Origin of the sequence: Amycolatopsis sulphurea (assembly GCF_002564045.1) — a bacterium.
Taxonomy (GTDB): Bacteria; Actinomycetota; Actinomycetes; order Mycobacteriales; family Pseudonocardiaceae; genus Amycolatopsis; species Amycolatopsis sulphurea.
This window is the reverse complement of sequence record NZ_PDJK01000002.1, coordinates 3,672,950-3,696,611: the sequence shown is the minus strand read 5'-3', so window position 1 is coordinate 3,696,611 and position 23,662 is coordinate 3,672,950. Positions and strand designations below refer to the sequence as shown.

Below are 23,662 nucleotides of genomic sequence, written 5' to 3'. Positions count from 1 at the left end.
GGACCGATCCGCAGCAGGTCACCGGGGCGTGCGATCGAGGTCCGGCTCGAGGTAGATCAACGAGGCCACCGGCAGTTTCGCCCGTACCCGGGTCTCCGCGTCGTCGATCGCGGTGGCCACCTGCTCGGTGTCGAGACCGGGGACCAGCGCGAGCTTGGCGGCCACGAGCAGCTCGTCCGGGCCGAGATACTGGGTGCGGATGTGGATCACCCGCTCGACCTTGCCCGCGGCCAGCTCGTCGACGATGGTGTCCAGTTCGGACTCGGTGGCGCCTTCGCCGATCAGCAGGCTCTTCATCTCCACGATCAGGATCACCGCGATCACGCCGAGCAGCAGCCCGATCGCCACGGTGCCGAGTCCGTCGAACACCGGGTCGCCGGTGAGCACCGAAAGGCCGACCCCGGCCAGCGCGAGCACCAGCCCGGCCAGCGCGCCGGCGTCCTCCAGCAGCACCACCGGCAGTTCGGGTTCCTTGGCCTGCCGGATGAACCGCCACCAGCCGACCCCGCCCTTGATCTCGCGCGCTTCGCTGATCGCGGTGGCGAAACTGTAGCTCTCCAGGCAGATCGCGACGACCAGGATGATCACCGCGACCAGCGGCGTCTCCAGCGGCTCCGGTTCGAGCACCTTGTGGACACCCTCGTACAACGCGAACGCCGCACCGAGCGTGAACAGCAGCAACGCGACGATGAACGAGTAGAAGTACCGCTCCCGCCCGAACCCGAACGGATGCTCGCGGGTGGCCCGCCGCTGCGCGGACTTCTTGCCCAGCAGCAGCAACCCCTGGTTGGCGGTGTCCGCCACCGAGTGCACCGACTCGGCCAGCATCGAAGAGGACCCGGTGACCAGGAACCCGGCGAACTTGGCCACCGCGATCCCGGCATTCGCGAACAACGCCGCGATGATCGCCTTGCTACCCCCACCAGCTGACACGGCCTGCTCCCGTTGGTCGGCGCCCGAATTGCCCGGAGGGCAGCCTAGATGGTGGAGATGGGCCGGGTACGCGCAGGCCGATTCCCGGCAGCCGCCCGCCAAGGTATCCCATGAGATACAGTGAACCCCTCGCCTATGGTATCCTTTCGGATACATACACAGCTCAAGTCGGGCGATTCAGGTGGGGCGGCGATCAGGTGGGGCAATGCGTACTGGTGAATTACTGGCGGAAGCACGCCGCGCGGCCGAACTGAGCCAGCACGAGCTGGCACAGCGAGCAGGCACCTCACGGCCGACGCTGTCCGCTTACGAACGAGGCAGGAAGTCCCCCACCCTCGACACCGTCACCCGGCTGCTGGCCGGCGCGGGGTTCGAGCTGGCGCTGGAATCCCGGATCGTTTTCCACGAGCAGTCCGCTCCCGGCGGTCGCTCGATCTCGCTTCCTTCCGCGCTACCCCGGCTTCCCCTGGCCAAGGCATTCGCATCGGTCGTCCTGCCGGTGGAGCTGAACTGGTCGGAACCGGATCGCCGGTTTGATCTCGCCGCGCGCGCGGACCGGGCGCGGCTCTACGAGATCGTGCTGAGAGAAGGTACCGGCGACCACATCATCGAGTACATCGACGGCGCGCTGCTGATCGATCTGTGGGATGAGCTCGTCCTTCCGCGCGACGTTCGCTCCGGATGGGAGACGCTCGTCCACAACGCCCGGCATGAGCACTTGACGTGAGCTCATCGGAAGCGCTGACCCCGTTTCAAGTAACAGTCGCGCAGATGTTCTTCGAGCTACCGCAAAGCGACGGTTTTCTGCTTGCCGGGGGCGCCGCACTGGTTGCACAACGCCTGACGAACCGGCCGACGCAGGACTTGGACTTCTTCGCCAGTCCCGGCCGCGGCGACGTGCCGGACGCCAGGGACGCCTTGGAAGCCGCCGCCGCAGCGCGTGGTTGGCAGGTGCGCCGGATCCGTGATGCCATCACGTTCTGCCGGCTGGTGGTGACCGGCCCGGACGATCTCGTGCTCGACTTGGCGCTCGACGCCCCGCCCCGCAGCCCGCCGACGTTGACCTTCCTTGGTCCGGCCTTCAATCGGGAAGAACTTGCGGGCAAGAAGGTGATAGCGCTCTTCGACCGTGCTGAAGCCCGTGACTTCACCGACGTATACGCCTTGTCCGCGACATATCCCAAGCCACGGCTACTCGCCCTCGCCGAGCAACAGGATCCCGGTTTCGACATCTCGGTGTTCAGCGAAATGTTGCGCACCCTGAGCCGCTTCGCCGACCATGAGCTTCCGGTCGCGCTCGAGGAGACATTCGCAGTGCGCCACTTCTTCGCAAGCTGGATGGCCGAGCTGACCTCCTGAAGCCCGCTCAGCCCTCCCCGGCCCCCGCCGTCGCCCGGAAAAGCTGGGTCCGGACCCCGCTGAGCGGACGGACCCGAACCGCCGGATCGGCGGCGGGCAGCCACACAGACTGCCCCTGACGCAACTCCACCTGTGCGCCGTCGGCGGCCACCACCAGCAGATCCCCCACCGTGCACAGCAGGATCTGCGGCCCCGCCGAATCGAGCACCACCTCGGTGCGCTCGTCCGGCGCCCAGTCCATCCGGGAAAGCTCGAACTCGGGGGCGTCGGTGTGGTACACCGCCATCCGGCGGCCGGCGGATTCGCCGTGCTGCACCGGCATTTCGCCGCAGGAGAAGTCGACCACGCGGAGCAGTTCGGGGACGTCCACGTGCTTCGGGGTGAGACCGCAGCGCAGGATGTTGTCCGAGTTGGCCAGGATCTCCACCGCAATACCGTGCAGGTACAGGTGCAGGTTCCCGGCAGGCAGGTAGATCGCCTCGCCCGCGCGCAGGGTCAGCCGGTTGAGCAGCAGCGCGGCGAGCACCCCGGCGTCTCGTGGGTGCGTCTCGCCCAGCCCCAGGATGGTCCGGCATTCGACGGTGAACTCGCCGTGGTCGGCCACGTGCCGCACGCAGGCGTCGAGCACCTCCGGCAGCAGCTCGTCGAAGGCCGGCTGGGGCAGCGTGATCCACGTGGTGAACAACGCGCGCAGCCCGGAGGGATCCGGCTGTGCCTCCAGCAGGGCGGTGTACTTGGCCAGCCCGGGTGTTTCGATCGCCTTGAGCAGCTTGATCGTGCGGTGCGGATCGCGGAACCCGGCGAGCGCGTGGAACTCGGTGAGCGCGCAGACCAGCTCGGGTTTCGCGGTGGGATCCGGGTAGTTCCGGTCGGCCGCGTCCCGCGGGATGCCGAGCTTCTCCTCGCGCGCATAGCCCTCCGCGGCCTGCGCCGCCGACGGGTGCGCCTGCATGGACAGGGGTTCCTCGGCGGCCAGGATCTTCAGCAGGAACGGCAGCCTGCCGCCCCAGCGCGCGGCACACCGCTGCCCGAGCTGGCCGACCGGGTCGGCCTCGACGAGCGCGAGCAGGTTCCGCTCGGTACCGTCCGGACCGATCACGTGGGACGGATCGCCAGGGTGCGCACCCATCCACAGCTCGGCCTCGGGGTGCGGCGCAGGTACCGGACGGCCCTGCAGCTGCGGGATCGCGGTGCGCGATCCCCAAGCATAGGGCCGTACGGCGTTGCGCAGCAGCTCCACTGTCACCTCAACTCCCCAATTTTCTTCCCCTCGACCGGAGCCGGCACGCCCGACAGGCGTTTCCCGGCGTCCGGGCGGCTCCTTCAGGCGGTGACCGGCGCGTATCTGCCGGCCCCGCCGATGCTGCCCGCGGCAAGCCCGAGATAAACGGCGGCGATTTCGAATCGCAGTGCGAGCACCGCGGCCCGGATCACCTCGTCGGCCTCGATCTCCTCGGCGGGCACCACCAGATCGGCCCCGGGCAGCAGATCCCCGACCTGGTAACGGGCCGCCTCGGTGGCCGGGCCGGTCCGCACCGACACCACCAGCACACGCTTGGCGAGCGCCTCCGGGCCGTCGCCGGGATCCGCGAAGATGTCCCGCTCGCGTTCACCCGACTGCGCCGACCGCCACAACGCAGGCCGCGCCATCGCCTGCCGGTAGTCCTCTACGTCGCACACCACCGCGGCATGCGCGGCGAAGGCGTGCGCGGCGTGCTCGCCGACCGCGACGGCCACCGGATCCAGCCCCCACAGCAGCGGCACGCGTTCGGCCATCCGCAGCGCGAGCGCCTTGGCCGGGTTCGTGAACGACTCCCGGGCCAAGTAGTCCTTCTCCGCTTCCAGATCGAGCTGGTCGGCCAGCGCCTGCACGTCCGCGACCAGCAGGCCCAGCGCGTTCGCGGTGAGCAGCCCGGCGGCAAGACCACGCGGGAACGCCATCTCCGGCGGCACCGGCACCCGTGGCGCGAGCAGCACCCCCTTGCCCGCGACGGAGGCCGCGACCGGCCCGTCCTCGGGCGCGGACAGCACCACCGACGCACCGAAGCGGGCGGCCCGCTCCAGCGAAGCGGCCAGCTCGCGGTCGCCGGGATCGTCGGTATGCGCGAACACCACGTCCAGCGCGCCGATCCAGGCGGGCACGGATTCGGCCAGCACGACCGGCACCGGGCAGGACGGCGTGAGCAGCGAGGCCAGCAGCCGGGTCAGCGTGCGGCTCACGCCGGGGCGGTCGATCAGCACCAGCGAACGAGGGCGGCCGAGGTCGAGCCGCTCGCTCAGTTCCTGCTCGGCCGCGGCCTCGGCAGTCGCCCGCACCTGCGCGCCGGCCATCGCGGCGGCCCGCAGCAGACCCCCGCGGTCGGCCTCGGCCAGCCGCGCGGGGTCGTCGAGCAGCGAATCGTCAAGCACTGTCGGCATGGTCGTCATCCGGCTCACCGGCGGTACCGGGTGCCACCGCCTCGTCGAGCAGCAGCACGGGAATCCCGTCACGGACCGGGTACACCCGGCCACAGCTGGTGCAGGTCAGTGCCTCTGCCTCGGCGTCGTCCGGGGTGCCCGGGCGCAGCGGCGCGTGATCCGGCGACGGGCACGCGAGGATCTCGAGCAGCTGTGCGTCAAGCGTGAGGGCCATGGTTCCTCCATACCACGCGAAGGTTGCCTGTGGAGGGCACCTTCCGGACACGATCCTGCCCGGAAGACTCCCGCGGAACGGTTCGATCAGCCACGGACCAGCGCCAGCACGTCGTCGGTCAGCGCCTGCACCGCGGTCCGGTCGGCCGCCTCCACGTTGAGCCGCAGCAGCGGTTCGGTGTTCGAGGGACGCAGGTTGAACCACGCGCCGCCGGCCAGCCGCACGGTCAGCCCGTCCAGCTCGTCGATCTGCGCGCCGGACTTGCCCGCGTAGGCGTCCTTCACCGCGAGCATCCGCGCCACCTGGTCGTCCACCGTCGAGTTGATCTCGCCGGAGGCGGCGTAGCGGGAGAAGTCCTGGGTGAGCGCGGACAGCGGACCGTCCTGCTCGCCGAGCGCGGCCAGCACGTGCAGTGCGGCCAGCATGCCGGTGTCGGCCCGCCAGAAGTCGCGGAAGTAGTAGTGCGCGGAGTGCTCGCCGCCGAAGATCGCGCCGGTGCGGGCCATCTCGGCCTTGATGAACGAGTGCCCGACCCGGGTACGCATCGGCTTGCCGCCGTGCTCGGCGACGATCTCCGGCACCCCGGTGGAGGTGATCAGGTTGTGGATGATCGTGCCACCCGGCTCCTTGACCAGCTCACGCACGGCGACCAGCGCGGTGATCGCGCTCGGCGACACCGGCTCGCCCCGCTCGTCGACGACGAAGCAGCGGTCCGCGTCGCCGTCGAAGGCCAGGCCCGCGTCCGCGCCGGTCTCGCGCACCTTGGCCTGCAGGTCGACGATGTTCTTCGGGTCCAGCGGGTTGGCCTCGTGGTTCGGGAAGGTGCCGTCGAGCTCGAAGTACATCGGCACGATCTCGATGGGCAGGCCGGCGAACACCGTCGGCACGGTGTGCCCGCCCATCCCGTTGCCCGCGTCCACGACCACCTTCAGCGGCCGCGAGCCGCTCAGGTCGACAAGGCCGCGCAGGTACCCGGCGTACTCCCCGAGCACGTCGCGTTCGGTGACGCTGCCGCGCCTGCCCTCGAAGACCGGCACGCCCTGTTCCACCGTGTCGCGGATCTCGGCCAGCCCGGTGTCCTGCCCGACCGGAGCGGCACCGGAGCGGCACATCTTGATGCCGTTGTACTTCGCGGGATTGTGGCTGGCGGTGAACATCGCACCCGGCAGGTTCAGCGAACCGGACGCGAAATACAGCTCGTCGGTGCTGCACAGGCCGATCGACACCACGTCAAGGCCCTGCGAGGTGACGCCCTCGGCGAACGCCGCCGACAGGCCCGGCGAAGAGTCGCGCATGTCGTGACCGATCACCACGGTCGGCGCCTCGGTCTTGACCAGCAGTGCGAATGCTGCCCCGAAGTCCCGTACCAGGGCCTCGTCGAGCTGTTCGCCGACCACGCCACGAATGTCGTAGGCCTTCACGATGCCGGAAAGGTCTGGCACGCCTTCTCCCCGCCGCTAGTGTCGTCGCGGCGCCGGTCGCGCCGCGGGCGAAAGCCTACCGGCGGGAGCTACCTTCAGGCGCGCCCGGGCAGCACGCGCAGGTGACCGCGTCTGCCGGAGGGGCTCTCCGGCTCGGGTGGCGCGGCGGGCCGGTCCGAGCGGCCGGCCTCGCGCACGGCCTCGGCCAGCGCGGTCAGCTCGTCCGCCGACTGCTCTGGAGCGGCGAAGGTGCCTTCGTGGCGGACGACTTCCCAGCCTTTCGGCACGGTCAGCCGCAGCGCGTGTGCCTCGCACAGGTCGTAGGAATGGGGTTCGGAGGCGGTGGCCAGCGGACCGACGACGGCGGTGGAGTCACGATAGGCGTACGTGAGCGTGGCGACTGCGGGCTCGAGGCAACCCGTTCGCGAACATTTCCGTACGCTCCGCACGATTCGAAACGATAGCGCGTCGCCGCAAGGCCGTACCGGCGACACGCGCGTGGCCCGGCCGACCGCATAGACTTGGCAGGTGGCGACGGCTCGTGATTATCGACAACGGCAGCGGCTTCGGCGGGACCGGCACGGCCGGGGCCTGCGCGGAACGCTCTATCCGGCGTCCCTGCCCGTCGCGACCAGCCGCGCGGAGCGGTTCGACGCGCTGGTGCTCGACGCGCTGGAGCCGATCGAAGCGCGCTGGCGCCACGAGCTGACGAAGCTGGACGTCGCGGTCGACGACGTGCCCGAAGTCCGCGAGGACGGCCGTACCGCCACCGACGGCGTGCTGCACGACGGCGTGGTCCCGCTGTCCCGCCTGGTCCCGGCCGGGGTGGACCGTACCGGCCTGCCCACCCGCGCGCGGATCGTGCTGTACCGGCGCCCGCTGGAGGCCAGGGCGAAGGACCCCGCGGAGCTGGCCGACCTGGTACACGACGTCCTGGTCGAGCAGGTGGCCGGCTACCTCGGCGTCGAACCCGACGTGATCGAAGGCGACTGAGCCTCCTTTCCTCGCCTTCCGCCGCCGTGGTCGACTCGTCTGTGAAGGCTGTGAAGGGCCCCTTCACGGACTCAGAGTCCGTGAAGGGCCCCTTCACGGACTTAAGCCGGGAGCGCAGCGGAACCAGGGCCGCGGCGGCGGGCGGGGATCGCGGTCAATGCGGTGAACAGCACCGCGGCGAGCTGCACAAGCAGGAGCAATCCGCGTTCGGTGCCCGGGAATGTCACGGAGATCTCCGAAGGCTGCGGAGGTATGGACACCGCGACCTGGTGGCCCCAGGCGGGCACGATCGGCACTGTCTTGCCGTTCACGCTCGCCTGCCAGCCGGCCTCCTGCTCGGCGGCGACCACGAGCAGCCGTCCGGTCGGCCCTTCCGACGCTCGCACGCGCACGTCCGGCAGCCGCGCGTCGACGGGGGAAACGCCCGGGCTCACGCCGGGCGCGCCGCCGCGGGTCACCGCCTTCTTCGCCAGCTCCGGCGAGATCAACGCCACTTCGCCGGTGTTCGGCAGCAGCCGCAGCACCGGCCGTCCGTCCGACATCGGTGCGGCCACCGCGGTCAGGTCGCGGGCGGCGTCGGCGAACGCGGCCGCGTTGGTGCCGGCCGGGAGGATCACGTACTGCACGCCGGACGCGGCTGCGGCGGCCAACGTGCTCCGTAGCGTGGCGACGTCGCCTTGTCCCAGGTCACGACGCCAACCGGCGAGCCGTTCGGGCGTACCGGCGACCGGAGCGAGTTCGTCGTCGCCGAACTGCGCGAGACGACCGCCGGTCTGGCGTACAGGGCTGTAGCCGGTACTGAGGTCGAGCACGGATCGTCCCGCTGAGACCGCCGACGCCAGCTGTGGGCGCGGCTGCGCGGTCAGCGGCCCTTCGGCACCGGACAGCACCGCGCCCACGCCTAGGGCGACCACCACCACTGTCCCGGCCACCGCGAGCACCTTCGGCAGCCACGGTGCGGGGACGGCCGCGCGGCCGCCGCGTTGCCAGGTCGCGAGAATCGTCCAGAGCAGCCCGGCACCCACGAACAGCAGGGGCACCCCCGCGTACCCGGCCGCAGGGGTGCCACCTTGCAACGGTGTGAGCTGCACCTGCCGGACCACGAACAGGCCGACGACACCGAGTATCGCGAGCGCCAGCCCACCGGCGACCTCGCGGCGTGGCCGGACGACCAGCGCGACGAGCGTGGCGGCGAGGACCGCGACCCCAATCGGCCAGGCGCCCGGTCCGCCCGGAGTGAGCCCGGCCAGATCCGCGGCGGACGCCGGGGCGGACGCGCCACCGAGCCCCTGCACGAGCAGTTCGGGGTGGCGCAGCAGCACGGTCGGCCACGGCAGCAGCAGGACCAGCGGCAGGATCACCACGATCCCGACCGAGGCGACCCGCCGGGCCAGCCCGGACGGCGCGGGCAACACGATGAACCCGACGAGCAGGCCGACCAACGCGAGCCCGTGCGCGAGCGGGGAGAACGCGCCAAGCAGCGCGACGCCGAACGCGGACAGCGCGGAGACGTGCAGCCAGCGGGTGCCAGGCCGGGTAAGCAGCCGCACCAGCCCGGCTACCACCAGTGGCAGCACGATGTGGACCACGACGACGTCGAGCCGGCCTTGCGCGACCGAAGCGGTGGCGGCGGGCAGGAGCGCGTACGCCGCGGCGATGGCCGCGCGGACCCACCGGCGGACCGGAAGCTTGCGCGTGGCCACGTACGCGCTGAGCCCGGCGAGCGGAAGGTCGGCGATGAGCAGGATCGCGACAAGCGCGGCCGGGCCACCGATCGGCGTGAAGATCGCCCCGAGGGTGCCGAGCACCGGCAGCGTCGCGGGAGCCGGCGCACCCGTGCCGCCTGCGATCGGATGCCACGACGACAAGTACGTCGACCAGATCTCGCCCAGCCCGCCGACCGGCAGCAGCTGCCCGCCCCACAAGTCGAGGCCGAGCCGGCCGCGGTTGATCACCAAGGCCAGCGCGGTGAGCACGACGACCAGGACGAACGGCGGCGCGAACACGGTGGCCGCGAGCACCCGGCGGCGGTCGACCGCGACGAAGACCAGGTCGGGTTCGGCGGCCGGCTCCGCCGGACGCGGCACCGGTGTCGGCCGGGCTTCGACCTCCGGTGCTTCACCGTCCTCTTCGGACTCTTGCGGGGGCGCCTCCGGCAGAGCGACCGCGACGACCGTGGCCGGACGCTGCAGCCGGGAGCCGCGGCTGCTGAGCCCCCGCAACGCTCCGGCGGGCAACGCAGCCGGCCCGACCGGCCGGGCGCCGGAGGCTGCGAGCGCCTCCGGCGGGATCCACGCGCTGTCCTGCTCGACGCTGTCCGGCACGGTGCCGAGCGCCACGTCGTTCTGCACCCCGCGCTGCACGAGGCCGACCACACCGGCCCGGATCGCGTTGCGCAGCCGGGTGTTCCGGCTCGTAAAGAGCCCGCGAACCGTGCCGGGGCGCGGCAATTCCCGCCGCGTGGCCCGGGCGGCACGGAGATTTCCCCGGCCGCCGCAGAGATAGCGCAGCGCGGCCAGCTCCGCGCCGGCCTCGGTCGTACGGCGCAGCACGAAGAACACCAGCGCGCGCAGTACCAGCAGCAAGGGCAGCCGGACGAGCCCGAACCAATACGACGCGGGCGAGCAGTTCACCAGGAAGACCCGTAGCCCGTGGGAACGGTTCAGTGCGGCGAGCGAGCGGCCGGTCGCGTCCGGGGTGCGCTGTCCGGTGGTGAGGGCGCGGGCGTGCCGTACGCGTGCCGCAGGCACCGAAAGCACCAGTGAGCCGACTGTGTTGGCGCGCCAGCCGAAGTCGAGATCCTCGTGCAGCAGCGGGAAATTCTCGTCGAAGCCGCCGAGTTCGTGCCAGAGTTCCCGTTGTACCAACGATCCTGCGCTGGGCACGGCGAGTACTTCGCTGGGTTCGCCGTCGGGTGCGGCCATGTGCTGACGGTGGCCGGAGGCGTCGGTGGACAGCCCGGCTTCGACGATCAGCCGTGGGTCGGTCCAGTCGAGTGCGAGGGGGCCGAGCACTTTGGCGGACGGGTTCTGCTCGGCGGTGTGCAGGAGGGCTTCGAGGCAGTCCGGTTCGGGGGCGCAGTCGTCGTGCAGCAGCCACAGCCAGGAGCCGGGGTCGCCCCAGCGCTGGACGGCGTGTTCGACGGCCGCCGCGACCGCCGCGCCGAAGCCGGTTCCGGCGGGCAGGGTGAGCACGCCGGAGAGCACCGGCGCGGATTCCGGCCCGCTCGCGCCGGCGGCGGCTTCGGCGAGCAGTTTCGCGGTCCGGTCGGTGGATCCGGTGTCGACCGCGAGTACGTGCCGGGGCCGGACCGTGCTGCGCCGCAGGGCGGAAAGCGCCAGCGGCAGCCATTCCTCGCCGTCGTGACAGACCACAATGGCCAGTACGGGCAGGGTGCGCACAGCGGGCGGGGCGACGGGGCGGGGCAAGAACGGCTCCTGACCGGGAGAACGATGCGGTGCGGCCACCCTACGACCTCACCCACCGCACCGGCCCGGACCCACGCCGTATCACCCACACGGACGCCACCACCCCAAACCGGCCCGCTCAAACCAACCCCGATTCCCCAAGAGCCCACCCCAAAACACCCCCGCCACGACCCATCACGAGACGCCCCGCCGCACCAGGGTGTCGGCAAAGTCGGCGCGAGGGGGCGCAGACCGCAGGAGGCCCGTGAAGGTCTGTGAAGGGGCCCTTCACGGACTCTGAGTCTGTGAAAGGCCCCTTCACAGACCCGAGACAGGTCCGGTGCACACCACGAGGTGGTCGCGCGCCTCGAACACCTCCGCATCGCCCGCTGCCGGGCGCAATAGATCGAGATGGCAAGCGCCATCGATGATGCGCGGCAGCCACGGCTCACTCTGCTGATCACGGGTCCTCGACCAACTTTGCCGGGCCCCCTGCCCCGCCGCACCGCAACGAGCAACGATTCAGGCGAGCCTCGCCACCCTGCGCCACAACGCAACGACGAAAGGCCAAGACGCACCTACGGCGAGGAGTTCAGGCTCACTCCGAACGGCACTCCGGCAACGCCCCCGCCGCAGCAACCACGACGAGAGCCCGGAAACAAACCCGAACGACACTCAGGTAGCCCCCGCCGCAACGAAATCACGACCAGGACCGAGGAACAAACCCGAACAGCACCCAGGTAAAACCCCCGCCGCAACCCAACCACGACGAAGATCCAGGAACTCACCCCGAACAGCACCCAGGTAAAACCCCCGCCGCAACGCAACCACGGCGGGGGTCCGGGGGCTCGCCCCCGGGCGGGGCCTGGGGGTTGCACCCCCAGAAAACACAGTGATCGAGCCCACCGGTCCACGCTCTCCGTGGACATACTCCGGGCCACAAGGATCGATCAGGCGCGTTTCTTGAGCTTCCGCCGTTCCCGTTCGGACAGTCCGCCCCAGATGCCGAAGCGCTCGTCGTGCGCCAGGGCGTACTCGAGGCATTCGTCCTTGACTTCACAGCCAAGGCAGATCCGTTTGGCTTCCCGGGTCGAGCCGCCCTTCTCGGGGAAGAACGCCTCCGGGTCGGTCTGCGCGCAGAGCGCGCGTTCCTGCCAGTCCTGCTCTTCGGTGGCATCGAAGAGGTCGGTCAGATCCCCGAGCTGCTGCTCCGGGTTCTCTCCCCACCCCACGACGTGCCCCCATTCCTTGCTCTCTGCTTCCAACCGCACGTCCGCCTCCTCGCTCCTACGCACTCCCCAGGCTGGCGGTGGTGAAACGCCACCCGCTGTCCCCTCGACAGCGAATGACATCACTGTGATTACACCCGTGTAGTGCGGCCAGGTCAAGCGGAGTAGCGAGTTCGGGGGATCCCTCTCGCCGGCTGCGCAAGGGGACACGCCGAAGACTTCACACCGGGCATACGGAAGACTGGAGTGGTGCAGAGATCAGCAGTGCGCCCGAGTCCGATCTTCCTCGGCATCCTCGCCGTCTCCGTGGCCGGCGGTTTCCTGGCCGCATACGGGGACTCTTCGACCTTGCTCAGCAGCCGCGACCCGATGTTCGTCGCGGGTGTGGTGCTGCTCGTCGCGGGCGGCTGGATCGCCTCGCTCACCCTGCACGAGTTCGGCCACGCCTTCGTGGCCTTCCGCGGCGGGGATCACGAAGTCGCCCGCAAGGGGTACCTCTCGCTGGACGTCCGTCGCTATACGGACCCGGTGCTGTCCTTGCTGCTGCCGTTGATCTTCCTGTTGATCGGCGGCATTCCGCTGCCCGGCGGCGCGGTGTGGATCAACCGGGGCGCGTTGCGCAGCCGGGCCACTTCGTCGTGGGTCTCGCTGGCCGGGCCGTTGAGCAATCTGGCCGTGGGCGCCGCGCTGTGCCTGGTGGTCGCGCTGGTGCCGATGGCGACGGGCCTGTTCTACGCACTGTCCTATCTGGCCTTGCTGCAGGTGATGACGTTCCTGCTGAACATCCTTCCGGTGCCGGGGCTGGACGGATGGGGTGCACTGGAGCCCTATCTGTCGCCGCAGGCGCGGATGTTCGGTGCGAGGGTGCGGCCGTGGGCGCCGCTGGCGCTGTTCGCGCTCTTCTTCGTGTTCCGCCCGGCCGGGGATCTGCTCTGGTCCGTGGCCGGGAAGGTCTTCCTGGCGCTCGGCGGCAGCTCGCTCGCGGCCAATGTGGGGCAGACCGCGTTCCTGTTCTGGCGCTGAGCTCTTCAGGCCCACCGCGGGGAGTTGGCCATCAGCCAAGCGTGCGCACGCTTCCATACGGTGCGCAGCCCGGCGCGTTCGCCGAAGTAGTCGCCCGCGGCGCCGGCCACCGGCAGCATCCCGATCAGCCGGTGGTAGAACCGGCCGCTCGGGCGTTTCTCCAGTTCCCCGGCGATGCCCCAGAGCGAGCGGCCGAAGCGCCACAGCGTGCCGGCGACCGCTTTCACGGTGACTTTGCCGTGCGCGCGCCGTGACTGATCGAGTTCCTCGGTCAGCTTCGCGGCCGCACTGTCCTCTGCGGACTCGTCATGCCCGGCGTGCTCGCCGGCGGCCAGCCGCGGGTCGATGTCCCGCTCGAACAGCACGGACGCGATCAGCCGGACCCGGCTGCCCACGTCGGTCACGCCGTACTCCCCCGCGATCGCGCACAGCAGCAGGCCTTGTGACGCGGCGCCGAGCGCGTCCTGCACGGGGAGCCGGTCGGCGAGCGCCCCGCCGAGCCCGGGGATCGAGGTGATCAGCGCGGTGAGCCTGCCCACCCGGTTGATCCACCAGCCCGCGCGCTTGTCGATGTCCATCGCGGCCCACGCCGAGGTGCCCGGGACCTGGACCGAGGTGAGTGCACCGAGCACCTTCTCGCGAAGTTTGCGGTCGGTGAATTCGTCCTCGCCACGGCGGGCGCGGTCCTGCAGGCCGAACGGATCGGATTCGCGCAGTGCGTCGAGCATCGGCGCGCTGGCGCGGACGAAGGGCCGCAGTACCGCGACGACCTGCCGATCCGAGATGGCCTCAGCCACGGCCGGATCCCTTGGCCGGGGCGGCCCGGCCGAGCCCGCCGCCGAGCACCAGCGCGGCGGGCAGCGCGCTCCCGCCGAGCAGCAGCAGCGCCCGCCAGTCCTGGACCAGCACGAGATCCCCGCCGGGACCGGTCAGCCCGATGACGAAGACCACGATCACCCAGACCGCCAGCGGGACGAACGACAGCCCGGGACGCACGAGCTTCGCCGTGGTGAGCACGAGCCACGGAGTGGTGACCGCACCGACCAGCGCGGTCACCGGGAGTGGTATCTCGCCGAGTGAGCCGACGCGCAGCGGCAGGAAGAACACTTCGAGCAGCGCCAGCAGCACAGCGTCGAAAGCGAGCAGCAGCAAGAGGAGCCACTGGGCGCGGGTGAGCGGGGCGGCCATGATCACAGCCCGCCGAACAGATCGGTCCCGGCACCGTCCGCGTCGCCGCGGGCGAGCACGAAGTACTCGGCGGGCGGGATCGGCTGGGCGACGTCGTTGGTGAGTGCGAAGTGGACGACCGCGTCTTCGCACACGGTCAGCTGTGTCTCGTGCGCGCGCAAGGCGGCGAGCTTCGCCGGAACGTGTGCGGAGATGTCGAGCACAGTGGTGATCTTCTCGTCCGGGACCGAGGGCAGCTCGTCGTCCGCGGGTATACGGAAGGGAGAGGTCCCCTCCGCGCGCAGTTCGGCGAGCCCGGCGACGAGTGCGGCCCTGGACTGGACCACATGAAAGACGCGCGGCACGTCGGTCGCGGCGGCCATGGTGATCTCGTGCGCACGGATGTGGTCCGGGTGGCCGTAGCCGCCGAACGCGTCATAGGTGACGACGACCTGCGGCGCCAGTTCGTCGAGCAGGCCGCGCAGCTGCGCGGCCTGCTCGACGACCGGTCCGCCGGTGAAGGCCCGCGGGTGCTCGGCGGCCGGCGTGTCCGCCATGCCGGAATCTCGCCACCGGCCGATCCCGCCGAGGTAGTCGTGCCGGGTGAGGCCGAGCGCGGCACAAGCGCCGGCGAGTTCGCCGAAGCGGTAGCCGCCCAGCTGGTCGGCTTCGGCCGCGGCCAGCCGGGCCAGCCGCGGCGGCACGATCTCACCCTCCTCACCGAGGGTGCAGGTGACCAGGAAGACTTCCGCGCCCTCGGCCGCATACCGGGCGATGGCCCCGCCGGTGGTGAGGCTCTCGTCGTCCGGGTGCGCGTGGACCAGCAGCAGCTTCCGCTTCACCACCTCAGGTTAACGACCCTCCGGGCGCATCCGCCGACGACGGCGTCACCTATGCACAGGTAGCTGCAAACGCATCCCACTGCGTCGGAAATGCGTCCCGGCACCTGGGCGTTCCCGGGGGCGGAACGTTCCGCGCAGCAGGATCGCGGACCACTCGGCACGGGTGGTCCGCCCGGCTGGGGCGACGCGGCGGCCTCCCGGCGGTCGCCGCGTGATGGCCGGCTTCCGCCTGCCGGAGAACACATATCAGGAGGTGCAGACCACTGTCCGGCCGGAGCACGTGCCGCCGAATTCCTCGAGCGGCGCATTCGACTCACGAGATCGGGTTAATTCCTGGTCACATGTGGTCTTCCCCGGACGGGAAGCTGCGCCATTCGCTGGGCTCCCCAAATTGCAGAGCGTGGGTTATCGTCCCCCGAACCAAACGACCGACCGGGCTGCAGAATCACCCAAACGGGTTCGCGCAACCCTTACGGTCAACCACCCTCAGTAGTTGATGACCCGGGGAATCCTTGACGGACCTCGTCAGGATGAGATTGCTGTTCCACAACGATCTCACTCAGAGTGTCCGGATCGATGGTTTTGCCAGCTGTCCACTGCCTAGGTTTCACGACTACGGTGAGCAACGCGATTACTCCGGTGCTTGCGGTCAGGAAGAGGTCGCCTCGCACACCCGCGACGGCGTCGAGCAAGGAGAATGAATGTTAGTGACGACAAGGTCGCGCGCCGTGCAACTCGGTGCGTTCGTCGCGGGCGCGGCCCTTCTGCTCTCCGCCTGTGGTGGCGGGGGTGGCAACAGCGCAGTGCAGACCGGCCAGGCGTTCGCCGACTGTGACCAGAACCCGAACACCTGCAATTCGGCCCAGTCCGACCAGGTGCAGGACGGGGGCACCGTCACCTACGCGATCGAGAAGAACATCCCGGACTGGAACGTCACCTCGGCCAAGGGCAACGTTTTCGAGACCGGTGAGGTCACCCGCGGCCTGCTGCCGCACACCTTCTACACCACGCCCGAACTGAAGTCGGTGCTGAACAAGGACTTCGTCGAATCCGCCGATCTGACGAACCCGACCACGATCGTCTACAAGATCAACCCGAAGGCGGTCTGGTCGGACGGCACCCCGCTCTCGGCGGACGACTTCATCTACAACTGGAAGGTGCAGAACGGCAAGGACTGCCCGGGCTGCTCCGCCGCGGACACCTCCGGCTACGACCAGGTCACCTCGGTGGTCGGCTCGGACGGCGGCAAGACCGTGACCGCGACGCTGTCCAAGCCGTTCACCGACTGGCGCAAGCTGTGGGGTTCGTCGGGTGGCATGTACCCGGCGCACCTGGCCAAGCAGAACGGCGGGGTGGACACCCCGGACGGGCTCGCGGCCTCCTACGCCTGGTTCAGCAAGACCGTGCCGACCTGGACCGGCGGCCCGTGGAAGATCTCGAAGTTCGAGAACAACACGGCGGTCACCGAGGTGCCCAACGACAAGTACTGGGGCACCAAGTCGAAGCTGCAGAGCGTGGTCTTCCGGATCATCACCGACGCCACCCAGGAGCCGACCGCGCTGCAGAACAACGAGGTGCAGGCGATCTACCCGCAGCCGCAGGTGGACCTGGTCAACCAGGTGAAGAACATGCCGAACATCTCCTCCTACATCGGCCTCGGCCTGACCTGGGAGCACTTCGACTTCAACCTGCAGGCACCGGCGCTGAAGAACGCCGCGATCCGGCAGGCGATGTTCACCGCGGTCAACCGCCAGGACATCATCGCCAAGACGGTCGGCCAGTTCACCGACAAGGTGAAGCCGCTGAACAACCACAACTTCATGCCGCAGCAGGAGGGCTACAAGGACGTGGTCTCGTCCACCGGGCAGGGTTCCGGTGATGTCGAGAAGGCGAAGAAGATCCTGACCGACGCCGGCTACAAGCTCAACGGCCAGCAGCTGATGGACCCGAGCGGCCAGCCCGTGCCGGCCCTGCGGATCCGTTACACCGTGGGCAACCAGATCCGCCAGGACGAGTGCCAGCTGTTCGCCAAGGCGGTCGAGCCGCTGGGCATCAAGGTCAACGTGTCCTCGACCGACGACCTCGGCGCCACCACCACCGAGGGCGACTACGACGCCATCGTGTTCGCCTGGGTGTCCACGCCGTTCGCGATCGGCGGGGCCAAGCAGCTGTGGGGCACCGGTCAGGGCAGCAACTTCGGCAAGTACACCAACCCGCAGGTGGACACCCTGATAGCCCAGGCCAGCGCCGAGACCGACCCGGCCAAGGGCGCAGAGCTGCTCAACCAGGCCGACCAGGTCATGACCAACGACGCGTACGTGCTTCCGCTGTACCAGAAGCCGACCTTCCTCGCGTCCTCGGACAAGATCGCGAACATACGCAACAACTCGTCACTGGACGGGCCGGTGTACAACATGACCGAGTGGGGCCTCCGCAAGTGATCACCGCCCGGTAGATTCGCGCTGAACCAGCCGGTGAGGGGCGGGCGGACCAGCCCGCCCCTCACCGGCTGCCCGATTCATTCCCGAACGCACCCTTGCCCCGCCTCGTCGCCCCGGCCCTGCCACCACCCGCGGCGGGCGCCGGCAGAACACCGCCCAGAGCAGGAAGATCTCCATGCTTGCCTTCGCACTGCGCCGGCTCTTCGTCTCGGTGCCGATCCTGATCGTTTCGACCTTCGTCGTATTCGTGATGGTCTCGCTGTCGGCCAACCCGCTGAGCCCGCTGATCGCGCGGAATCCACCACCCCCACCGCAGACCATCGAGCTGGAACGCATCCGGCTGCACCTCGATCAGCCCATCCTCGAACGCTACTGGCACTGGGTCACCGGCATCTTCAGCGGTGACTTCGGCCCCTCGGTGGACTCGACCACCAACATCGGCAACGAAATCTTCGCCCGGTTCGGCGTCACGCTGCGGCTGATCGTGCTCGCCATGGTCGTCGCGCTGATCCTCGCGGTGATCATCGGCGTGGTCAGCGCCGCCCGCCAGTACTCGAAGTTCGACTACACGGCCACGTTCTTCGGCTTCCTGTTCCTGTCCATGCCCGCGTTCTGGTTCGCCATCCTGCTCAAGCAGGTCGGGATCGGGATCAACACCGCGGTGGGCGACCAGGTCTTCTACACCATCGGGTCCTCCTCGGTCATCGCCTCCGGCGGATTCTGGGCTTCCCTCGGCGACATCTTCGGCCACCTGATCCTGCCGACCATCTCGCTCGCGCTGACCAGCTACGCGGCCTGGAGCCGTTTCCAGCGCGCGTCCATGCTCGAGGTGCTCAACAGCGACTACGTGCGGCTGGCCCGGGCGAAGGGGCTGCCACGCTGGACGGTCACCCGGCGGCACGCGCTGCGCAACGCGCTGATCCCGCTGACCACTGTCACCGCGCTGGACATCGGCGCCATCCTCGGCGGCGCGGTGGTCACCGAGACCGTGTTCCAGTGGCAGGGCTCGGGTGCGTTCCTGCTGAACGCGATCAAGACGAGCGACGTCTACGCCGTGGAGGGGTGGCTGCTCATCGCGGCCACGTTCATCATCCTGCTCAACCTCATCGCCGACCTGCTCTACGGCCTGCTCGACCCGAGGATCCGCTATGCCTGACGACTCCTTCACCACCTCCGGCGGCTCCGCTGCCGCGCCGGCCGCCCCGCACACCCCCAAGGGCGCCCCGGACCGCGAGTTCACCGTCAAGGAACGCAGCCAGGCACAACTGGTCTTCCGGCGTTTCCTCCAGCACCGGCTGGCCATGATCAGCCTCGTCGTGTTCATCCTGATCGTGCTGTTCGCCTACGTCGGCGGCGCGCTGTGGAAGTACGGCCCGGACACCATCACCGAGTCGAACTCGGCGCCGCCCTCGGGCGCGCACCCGTTCGGCACCGACGCGGTCGGGCACGACCAGCTCGCCCAGGTGATGCGCGGAACCCAGATCTCCCTGCAGATCTCCGTGCTCGTCGCGCTGTTCGCCACCATCGTGGGCACCGTCTGGGGTGCCGTGGCCGGCTACTACCGCGGCTGGGTGGACACGGTGCTGATGCGGATCGCCGACCTGGTGCTCACCCTCCCGCTGCTCGCGGTGGCCGCGGTGCTGGCGCACCAGTCCGGCGGCACCTGGTGGCTGATCGCGGTGGTGATCGCCGGGCTGTACTGGGCCTACGTCTCCCGGGTCGCCCGCGGTGTGGTGCTTTCCTTGCGGGAGAAGGAATTCGTCGAGGCGTCCAAGGCACTCGGCGCGAGCGACGCGCGGATCATCTTCCGGCACCTGGTGCCCAACGCGCTCGGCGCGATCATCGTCAACCTGACGATCCTGGTGTCCATCGGCATCCTGCTGGAGACCGCGCTGTCCTTCCTCGGCTTCGGCGTGCAGGTCCCGGACACCTCGCTCGGCCTGCTCGTCTCCACCGCGCAGACCGCGGTGGACACCCGCCCGTGGCTGTTCTACTTCCCGGGCATTTTCATCATCCTGATCGCGCTGACGATCAACTTCATCGGCGACGGCCTGCGGGACGCGTTCGACCCCCAGCAGACGAAGGTGCGCGCATGACGACCCGTACTTCTTCCCCCGGCGGCGGCATGACCACCGAGCACACCGGCGACGCGGTCCTCACCGTCGACGATCTGACGGTGCAGTTCCCGACCGGCGACGGCGTGGTCAACGCCGTGCGCGGGGTGAGCTACCAGCTGCAGCGCGGTGAGGTGCTGGGCATCGTCGGCGAGTCCGGCTCCGGGAAATCGGTCACCTCGCTGGCGGTGATGGGCCTGCTTCCCCGCACCGCCAAGGTGTCCGGCTCGATCCGCTTCGGCGACACCGAGCTGCTGAAGGCGAGCGAGAAGGACCTCAACAAGGTCCGCGGCAAGGGCATCGCGATGGTCTTCCAGGACCCGATGACCTCGCTGAACCCGGTGTACACCGTGGGCGACCAGATCGCCGAGGCGATCACCGCGCACCACGACGTGCGCAAGGACGTGGCGAAGAAGCAGGCGATCGACCTGCTCGACCTGGTCCGCATCCCGAATCCGAAGCAGCGTGCCGACGAGTACCCGCACCAGCTCTCCGGCGGGATGCGCCAGCGGGTGGTGATCGCGATCGCGATGGCCAACAACCCGGACGTGATCATCGCGGACGAGCCGACCACCGCACTCGACGTGACGGTGCAGGCGCAGATCCTCGAAGCACTCAAGGCCGCGCAGCAGGAGACCGGCGCCGCGATGGTGCTGATCACCCACGACCTCGGCGTGATCGCCGGGTCGGCCGACCGGGTACACGTGATGTACGCGGGCCGGCTGGTCGAATCCGGCACGGTGGACGAGATCTTCTACACCCCGCGGATGCCCTACACCCTGGGCCTGCTGGGCAGCCTGCCGCGGCTGGACGTCAAGACCGAGCGGCTGACCCCGATCACCGGGGCACCACCGGCCACCACGAACATGCCGCCGGGCTGCCCGTTCAGCCCGCGCTGCCCGCTGTCGCAGGACATCTGCGAGCAGGAGGAGCCGCCGCTGGTGGCCGTCGGGCACGGCCAGCACGCGGCGTGCCACTTCAGCGAGCAGGTCGAAGGCAAGGACCCCGAAGACCTGTTCAGCGCCACCTCGGCCGACACCGCCGCGGTGACCCCGACCGTCGACGCGGCGACCGACACGGAGACGAACCGATGAGCGAGGCAACGGCGGCGGCGACCCCCGTTCTTTCCGCGCAGAACCTGGTGAAGCACTTCCCGATCCGCGGTGGCGGCCTGCTGCGCCGCACCGCGGGCGCGGTGCAGGCGGTGTCGGACGTGTCCTTCGACATCTACCCGCGCGAAACGCTGGCGCTGGTCGGCGAGTCCGGCTGCGGTAAGTCGACCACCGCCCGGGTGGCGCTGGCCCTGCAGCCGCTCACCAGCGGCAAGGTCACCTACGAAGGCCGCGATCTGGCCGCCATGTCCAAGCGGGAGCTGCAGCATCTGCGGCGCGACATGCAGATCGTGTTCCAGGACCCGTACGCCTCGGTGGACCCGCGGCTGCCGGTGAACGAGATCATCGCCGAGCCGCTGCGCATCCACGGGCTGTACGAGAACAACGGCCGTCAGCAGGTCCGCGATCTGATGAAGACCGTGGGCCTGCGTCCCGAGCACGGCAACCGGTTCCCGCACGAGTTCTCCGGCGGGCAGCGCCAGCGGATCGGCATCGCCCGCGCGCTCGCGCTCAAGCCGAAGGTGCTGGTGCTCGACGAGCCGGTGTCCGCATTGGACGTTTCGATCCAGGCGGGCGTGCTCAACCTGCTCAAGGACCTGCAGGCGGAGCTGGGCCTGTCGTATCTGTTCGTCTCGCACGACCTGTCGGTGGTGCGGCACGTGTCCGACCGGATCGCGGTGATGTACCTGGGCAAGATCGTGGAGACGGCCCCGGCCGAGCAGCTGTTCGAGCATCCGGCGCATCCCTACACCCAGGCGCTGATCTCGGCCATCCCGGTGCCCGACCCGCGCAAGGAACGCACCCGGCAGCGCATCGTGATCACCGGCGACGTGCCCAGCCCGGCGAACCCGCCGTCGGGCTGCCGGTTCCGGACCCGCTGCCCGAAGTTCGCGAATCAGCTCGACGACGCGGGCCGCGAGAAGTGCACCACGGAGGAGCCCGCGCTGACCGACCGCGGCGACGGCCACCCCGTGGCCTGCCACTTCGCCGAAAGCCTTCGGCTGATCTGATCCGCGCACTGCAGTCAAAGCTGTGAAGGGGCCCTTCACGGACTCAGAGTCCGTGAAGGGCCCCTTCACAGCATCCCGAGAGGTCAGCCGGCGGAGGTGGTCGTCTCGGGGCCGGAGGAGGCGCCGCGGGTCCAGTTCACCGCGGTGCCGAACGGGCCCTGCATCGGCGCGCCCGGGGTGAGCCCGGAGATGCCCTTGCCCACCGCGAGGGCCTCGGCGTCCTGGAACAGCGGGATCACCGCGTTCTCCGACCACAGCTGCGGTTCCAGGGTCTTCAGCGAATCGGCGAGGGTGGCCGAGCCGGTCAGCGCGGAATCGATGGTGGCCTGTAAGGCCTCGTCGCACAGCCCGGCCGGATTGGCCGGCACCGCCGCTTTCGTCTTGTCCGTTGTGGACTGTCCGGGGGCGCAGCCGAAGGTGGAGGCCAGCACGGTCGCCGGATCGCCGCCGACCGGCAGGCCGGCCACGGCGATGTCCACGCCCACGTTGCCGGTCGAGTCCGGGCCCGCCTGTTGCTGGCCGTTCACCACCGGCATGGCCAGCAGCGAGGAGAACAGCTCCCGCGGCTGCGGGGTGATCGTGGAGACCTGGATCCCGCCGGCGATGAGTTCCGCGGACAGCTCCTTGGCGATCGAGGCGTAGGGCTCCTCCGTGCCCGGTGAAGCGAGCACGAGCGACAGCGTCTTGCCGCCCTTGCGCCAGACTCCGGCTTCCTTCTTGTACCCGGCCGCCGTGAAGTACCGGTCCGCGCCGGCCGGGTCCGGTGCGGCGGGCGAACCGGCCGGGATGGTGGGCGTGTAGCCCTTCGCCGAAGGCGGCAGCACCTGTGCGTCCGCCTTCAGCGTGGCCGGCGGACCGCCCTTCGCGCCGGCGTTGATCAGCTTGGTCCGGTCCAGCAGCGCGGCGACTCCGGCGCGAACCTGGGAATCGGACAGCGTCGCGCTGACCGGGCGCAGCAGCACCGACGCGGTGAGCGGCCGCGGCAGCGTGTGCAGCTGGACCGTCGGGCCCAGCTCGTTGAGCAGCTGGAGACCGGTGGAATCGGGATGGGTGAGCGAGAACTGGTCGTTGCCGCTGCGCAGCGCGGCGGCGATCCCGGAGGGATCGGACCGGCGCAGGATCAGCGTGTCGACCGCGGCGGGCTTCTCCCAGTACCGGTCGTTGCGCTGCAGGACCACCTCACCGCGCGCGGTGTCCAGGGTCTTGATCGCGAACGGCCCGGCCACCGATGGGAAACTGGACGCGAGCGCGCCCTGCCAGCCGCTCGGTGCGTCCTTGAGCAGGTGCTGTGGCAGCAGGTTGTCGAACAGCGTCTGCCAGGCCGGGTACGGCTTGCTGAAGCTGACCTCGACACCCTTGCCGCCGTCGCGCTGCTTGATGTCGGAGATCAGCCGGTAGCCCGCGGGCTCGATCACCCCTGGTTCGTTCCGCATCCGGTCGGCGAGGTAGATGAAGTCCTCGGTGGCGATCGGTGCCCCGTCGGACCAGGAGGCGTCCGGGCGGATCTCGTAGCGGACCGTGAACGGGGACTGGGACACCACCTCGGCCGAGGTCATCAGGGTCTTGTCCAGGGTGCGGGTACCGTCGTCGGCCTGCCGGAACACCGAGGGCAGCAGCAGCTGGGACAGCGCCGAGGTGATCGTGGAGGAGTCCGCGATGACGTGCGGGTTGTAGCCGCCGACCACGTCGTCCACCCCGGCCACGATCTGAGACGGGGCCGGCCGCTCCGACGTGCTCGGCGCGGGTGTGGAGGTGACCACCGGGGGCGGCGGCGTGTTCGAGCACCCGGCGAGCAGCACCCCCGCCAGTGCCAGCACCGGTGCTGCCCGGCGTCCGAATCGCACGCTCGTCCTCCCGAAATTTCCCGGCAACCGCCGACGGACTGTCCTCCCGCGGGAGGCGGCACCGGGCCGCACGTCCCGCCGATCCGAGCGGACATGCTGCCACGCCGGCCATCCGGCAGGCACCGAGATTCCCAT

Annotated in this window: 21 protein-coding genes; 9 read left to right on the top strand and 12 right to left on the bottom strand. The window is 69.8% G+C overall.

Features of this window, described 5'->3' with window-relative positions:
* Nucleotides 1-18: 18 nt before the first annotated feature.
* The gene (locus tag ATK36_RS23010) at nucleotides 19-933 is read right to left on the bottom strand and encodes a cation diffusion facilitator family transporter (RefSeq protein ID WP_098513390.1); all 915 of its coding nucleotides are present in this window, start codon (nucleotides 931-933) and stop codon (nucleotides 19-21) included.
* A gap of 205 nt (nucleotides 934-1,138) precedes the next feature.
* On the opposite strand from ATK36_RS23010, the gene ATK36_RS23005 reads away from it, so the two are divergent.
* Both ATK36_RS23005 and ATK36_RS23000 read left to right on the top strand, forming a co-directional pair.
* On the top strand, nucleotides 1,139-1,660 hold the full coding sequence (locus ATK36_RS23005; protein WP_098513389.1) for a helix-turn-helix domain-containing protein: 522 nt from the start codon (nucleotides 1,139-1,141) through the stop codon (nucleotides 1,658-1,660).
* On the top strand, nucleotides 1,657-2,292 hold the full coding sequence (locus ATK36_RS23000) for a nucleotidyl transferase AbiEii/AbiGii toxin family protein (protein WP_211291936.1): 636 nt from the start codon (nucleotides 1,657-1,659) through the stop codon (nucleotides 2,290-2,292). The genes ATK36_RS23005 and ATK36_RS23000 overlap by 4 nt, the downstream gene beginning before the upstream one ends.
* A 7-nt stretch (nucleotides 2,293-2,299) precedes the next feature.
* On the opposite strand, the gene manA is transcribed toward ATK36_RS23000, so the two are convergent.
* From manA to ATK36_RS22975, 5 genes are all read right to left on the bottom strand, one after another.
* A complete protein-coding gene (manA, locus tag ATK36_RS22995; RefSeq protein WP_098513388.1) occupies nucleotides 2,300-3,532 on the bottom strand; it encodes a mannose-6-phosphate isomerase, class I in 1,233 nt (410 codons plus the stop codon).
* An 83-nt stretch (nucleotides 3,533-3,615) separates the two neighbouring features.
* Nucleotides 3,616-4,710: an SIS domain-containing protein gene (locus tag ATK36_RS22990; RefSeq protein WP_170070048.1), complete on the bottom strand. Its 1,095-nt coding sequence runs from the start codon at nucleotides 4,708-4,710 to the stop codon at nucleotides 3,616-3,618.
* Nucleotides 4,694-4,924, bottom strand: a complete 231-nt coding sequence (locus ATK36_RS22985; protein ID WP_098513386.1) for a Trm112 family protein — start codon at nucleotides 4,922-4,924, stop codon at nucleotides 4,694-4,696. The genes ATK36_RS22990 and ATK36_RS22985 overlap by 17 nt, the downstream gene beginning before the upstream one ends.
* 86 nt (nucleotides 4,925-5,010) lie before the next feature.
* A complete protein-coding gene (locus tag ATK36_RS22980) occupies nucleotides 5,011-6,366 on the bottom strand; it encodes a phosphomannomutase/phosphoglucomutase (protein ID WP_098513385.1) in 1,356 nt (451 codons plus the stop codon).
* A 74-nt stretch (nucleotides 6,367-6,440) separates the two neighbouring features.
* Nucleotides 6,441-6,794 carry a DUF3499 domain-containing protein gene (locus ATK36_RS22975; RefSeq protein WP_098513384.1) on the bottom strand — a complete coding sequence of 118 codons (354 nt, stop codon included), beginning with the start codon at nucleotides 6,792-6,794 and terminating at the stop codon, nucleotides 6,441-6,443.
* Nucleotides 6,795-6,873: 79 nt separating this feature from the next.
* Between ATK36_RS22975 and ATK36_RS22970 the strand changes: the two genes are divergently transcribed.
* Nucleotides 6,874-7,338, top strand: a complete 465-nt coding sequence (locus tag ATK36_RS22970) for a metallopeptidase family protein (RefSeq protein WP_098513383.1) — start codon at nucleotides 6,874-6,876, stop codon at nucleotides 7,336-7,338.
* Nucleotides 7,339-7,439: 101 nt separating this feature from the next.
* On the opposite strand, the gene ATK36_RS22965 is transcribed toward ATK36_RS22970, so the two are convergent.
* Nucleotides 7,440-10,766, bottom strand: coding sequence for a glycosyltransferase family 2 protein (locus ATK36_RS22965; RefSeq protein ID WP_098513382.1), 3,327 nt, complete (start codon nucleotides 10,764-10,766; stop codon nucleotides 7,440-7,442).
* A 929-nt stretch (nucleotides 10,767-11,695) separates the two neighbouring features.
* Nucleotides 11,696-12,016, bottom strand: coding sequence for a WhiB family transcriptional regulator (locus ATK36_RS22960; protein ID WP_098513381.1), 321 nt, complete (start codon nucleotides 12,014-12,016; stop codon nucleotides 11,696-11,698).
* Between the two features lie 222 nt (nucleotides 12,017-12,238).
* Here ATK36_RS22960 and ATK36_RS22955 point away from each other — a divergent pair, with 222 nt between their 5' ends.
* On the top strand, nucleotides 12,239-12,997 hold the full coding sequence (locus tag ATK36_RS22955; RefSeq protein ID WP_098513380.1) for a site-2 protease family protein: 759 nt from the start codon (nucleotides 12,239-12,241) through the stop codon (nucleotides 12,995-12,997).
* A 5-nt stretch (nucleotides 12,998-13,002) separates the two neighbouring features.
* On the opposite strand, the gene ATK36_RS22950 is transcribed toward ATK36_RS22955, so the two are convergent.
* Genes ATK36_RS22950 through mshB form a run of 3 tightly spaced genes read right to left on the bottom strand, consistent with a single transcriptional unit; the run spans nucleotide 13,003 to nucleotide 15,006 of the window.
* Nucleotides 13,003-13,794, bottom strand: coding sequence for a hypothetical protein (locus tag ATK36_RS22950; protein ID WP_098513379.1), 792 nt, complete (start codon nucleotides 13,792-13,794; stop codon nucleotides 13,003-13,005).
* Nucleotides 13,787-14,185 (bottom strand): hypothetical protein, encoded by a 399-nt coding sequence (locus tag ATK36_RS22945; protein ID WP_098513378.1) that lies wholly within the window; start codon nucleotides 14,183-14,185, stop codon nucleotides 13,787-13,789. The genes ATK36_RS22950 and ATK36_RS22945 overlap by 8 nt, the downstream gene beginning before the upstream one ends.
* 2 nt (nucleotides 14,186-14,187) lie before the next feature.
* A complete protein-coding gene (mshB, locus tag ATK36_RS22940; RefSeq protein WP_098515116.1) occupies nucleotides 14,188-15,006 on the bottom strand; it encodes an N-acetyl-1-D-myo-inositol-2-amino-2-deoxy-alpha-D-glucopyranoside deacetylase in 819 nt (272 codons plus the stop codon).
* Between the two features lie 701 nt (nucleotides 15,007-15,707).
* On the opposite strand from mshB, the gene ATK36_RS22935 reads away from it, so the two are divergent.
* From ATK36_RS22935 to ATK36_RS22915, 5 genes are all read left to right on the top strand, one after another.
* Complete coding sequence (locus ATK36_RS22935; RefSeq protein ID WP_098513377.1) at nucleotides 15,708-17,447, top strand: ABC transporter family substrate-binding protein; 1,740 nt, start codon at nucleotides 15,708-15,710, stop codon at nucleotides 17,445-17,447.
* Between the two features lie 175 nt (nucleotides 17,448-17,622).
* Nucleotides 17,623-18,603, top strand: coding sequence for an ABC transporter permease (locus ATK36_RS22930; RefSeq protein ID WP_098513376.1), 981 nt, complete (start codon nucleotides 17,623-17,625; stop codon nucleotides 18,601-18,603).
* A complete protein-coding gene (locus ATK36_RS22925) occupies nucleotides 18,596-19,543 on the top strand; it encodes an ABC transporter permease (protein ID WP_098513375.1) in 948 nt (315 codons plus the stop codon). Before ATK36_RS22930 ends, ATK36_RS22925 begins: the two co-directional genes overlap by 8 nt.
* Entirely contained in the window at nucleotides 19,540-20,655 is a 1,116-nt protein-coding gene (locus ATK36_RS22920; protein WP_386999061.1) for an ABC transporter ATP-binding protein, read from the top strand. The genes ATK36_RS22925 and ATK36_RS22920 overlap by 4 nt, the downstream gene beginning before the upstream one ends.
* On the top strand, nucleotides 20,652-21,683 hold the full coding sequence (locus ATK36_RS22915; protein ID WP_098513374.1) for an ABC transporter ATP-binding protein: 1,032 nt from the start codon (nucleotides 20,652-20,654) through the stop codon (nucleotides 21,681-21,683). The genes ATK36_RS22920 and ATK36_RS22915 overlap by 4 nt, the downstream gene beginning before the upstream one ends.
* Nucleotides 21,684-21,766: 83 nt before the next feature.
* Here the strand turns inward: ATK36_RS22915 and ATK36_RS22910 are convergent, their stop codons facing one another.
* Complete coding sequence (locus ATK36_RS22910; protein ID WP_098513373.1) at nucleotides 21,767-23,527, bottom strand: ABC transporter family substrate-binding protein; 1,761 nt, start codon at nucleotides 23,525-23,527, stop codon at nucleotides 21,767-21,769.
* Between the last annotated feature and the right edge of the window lie 135 nt (nucleotides 23,528-23,662).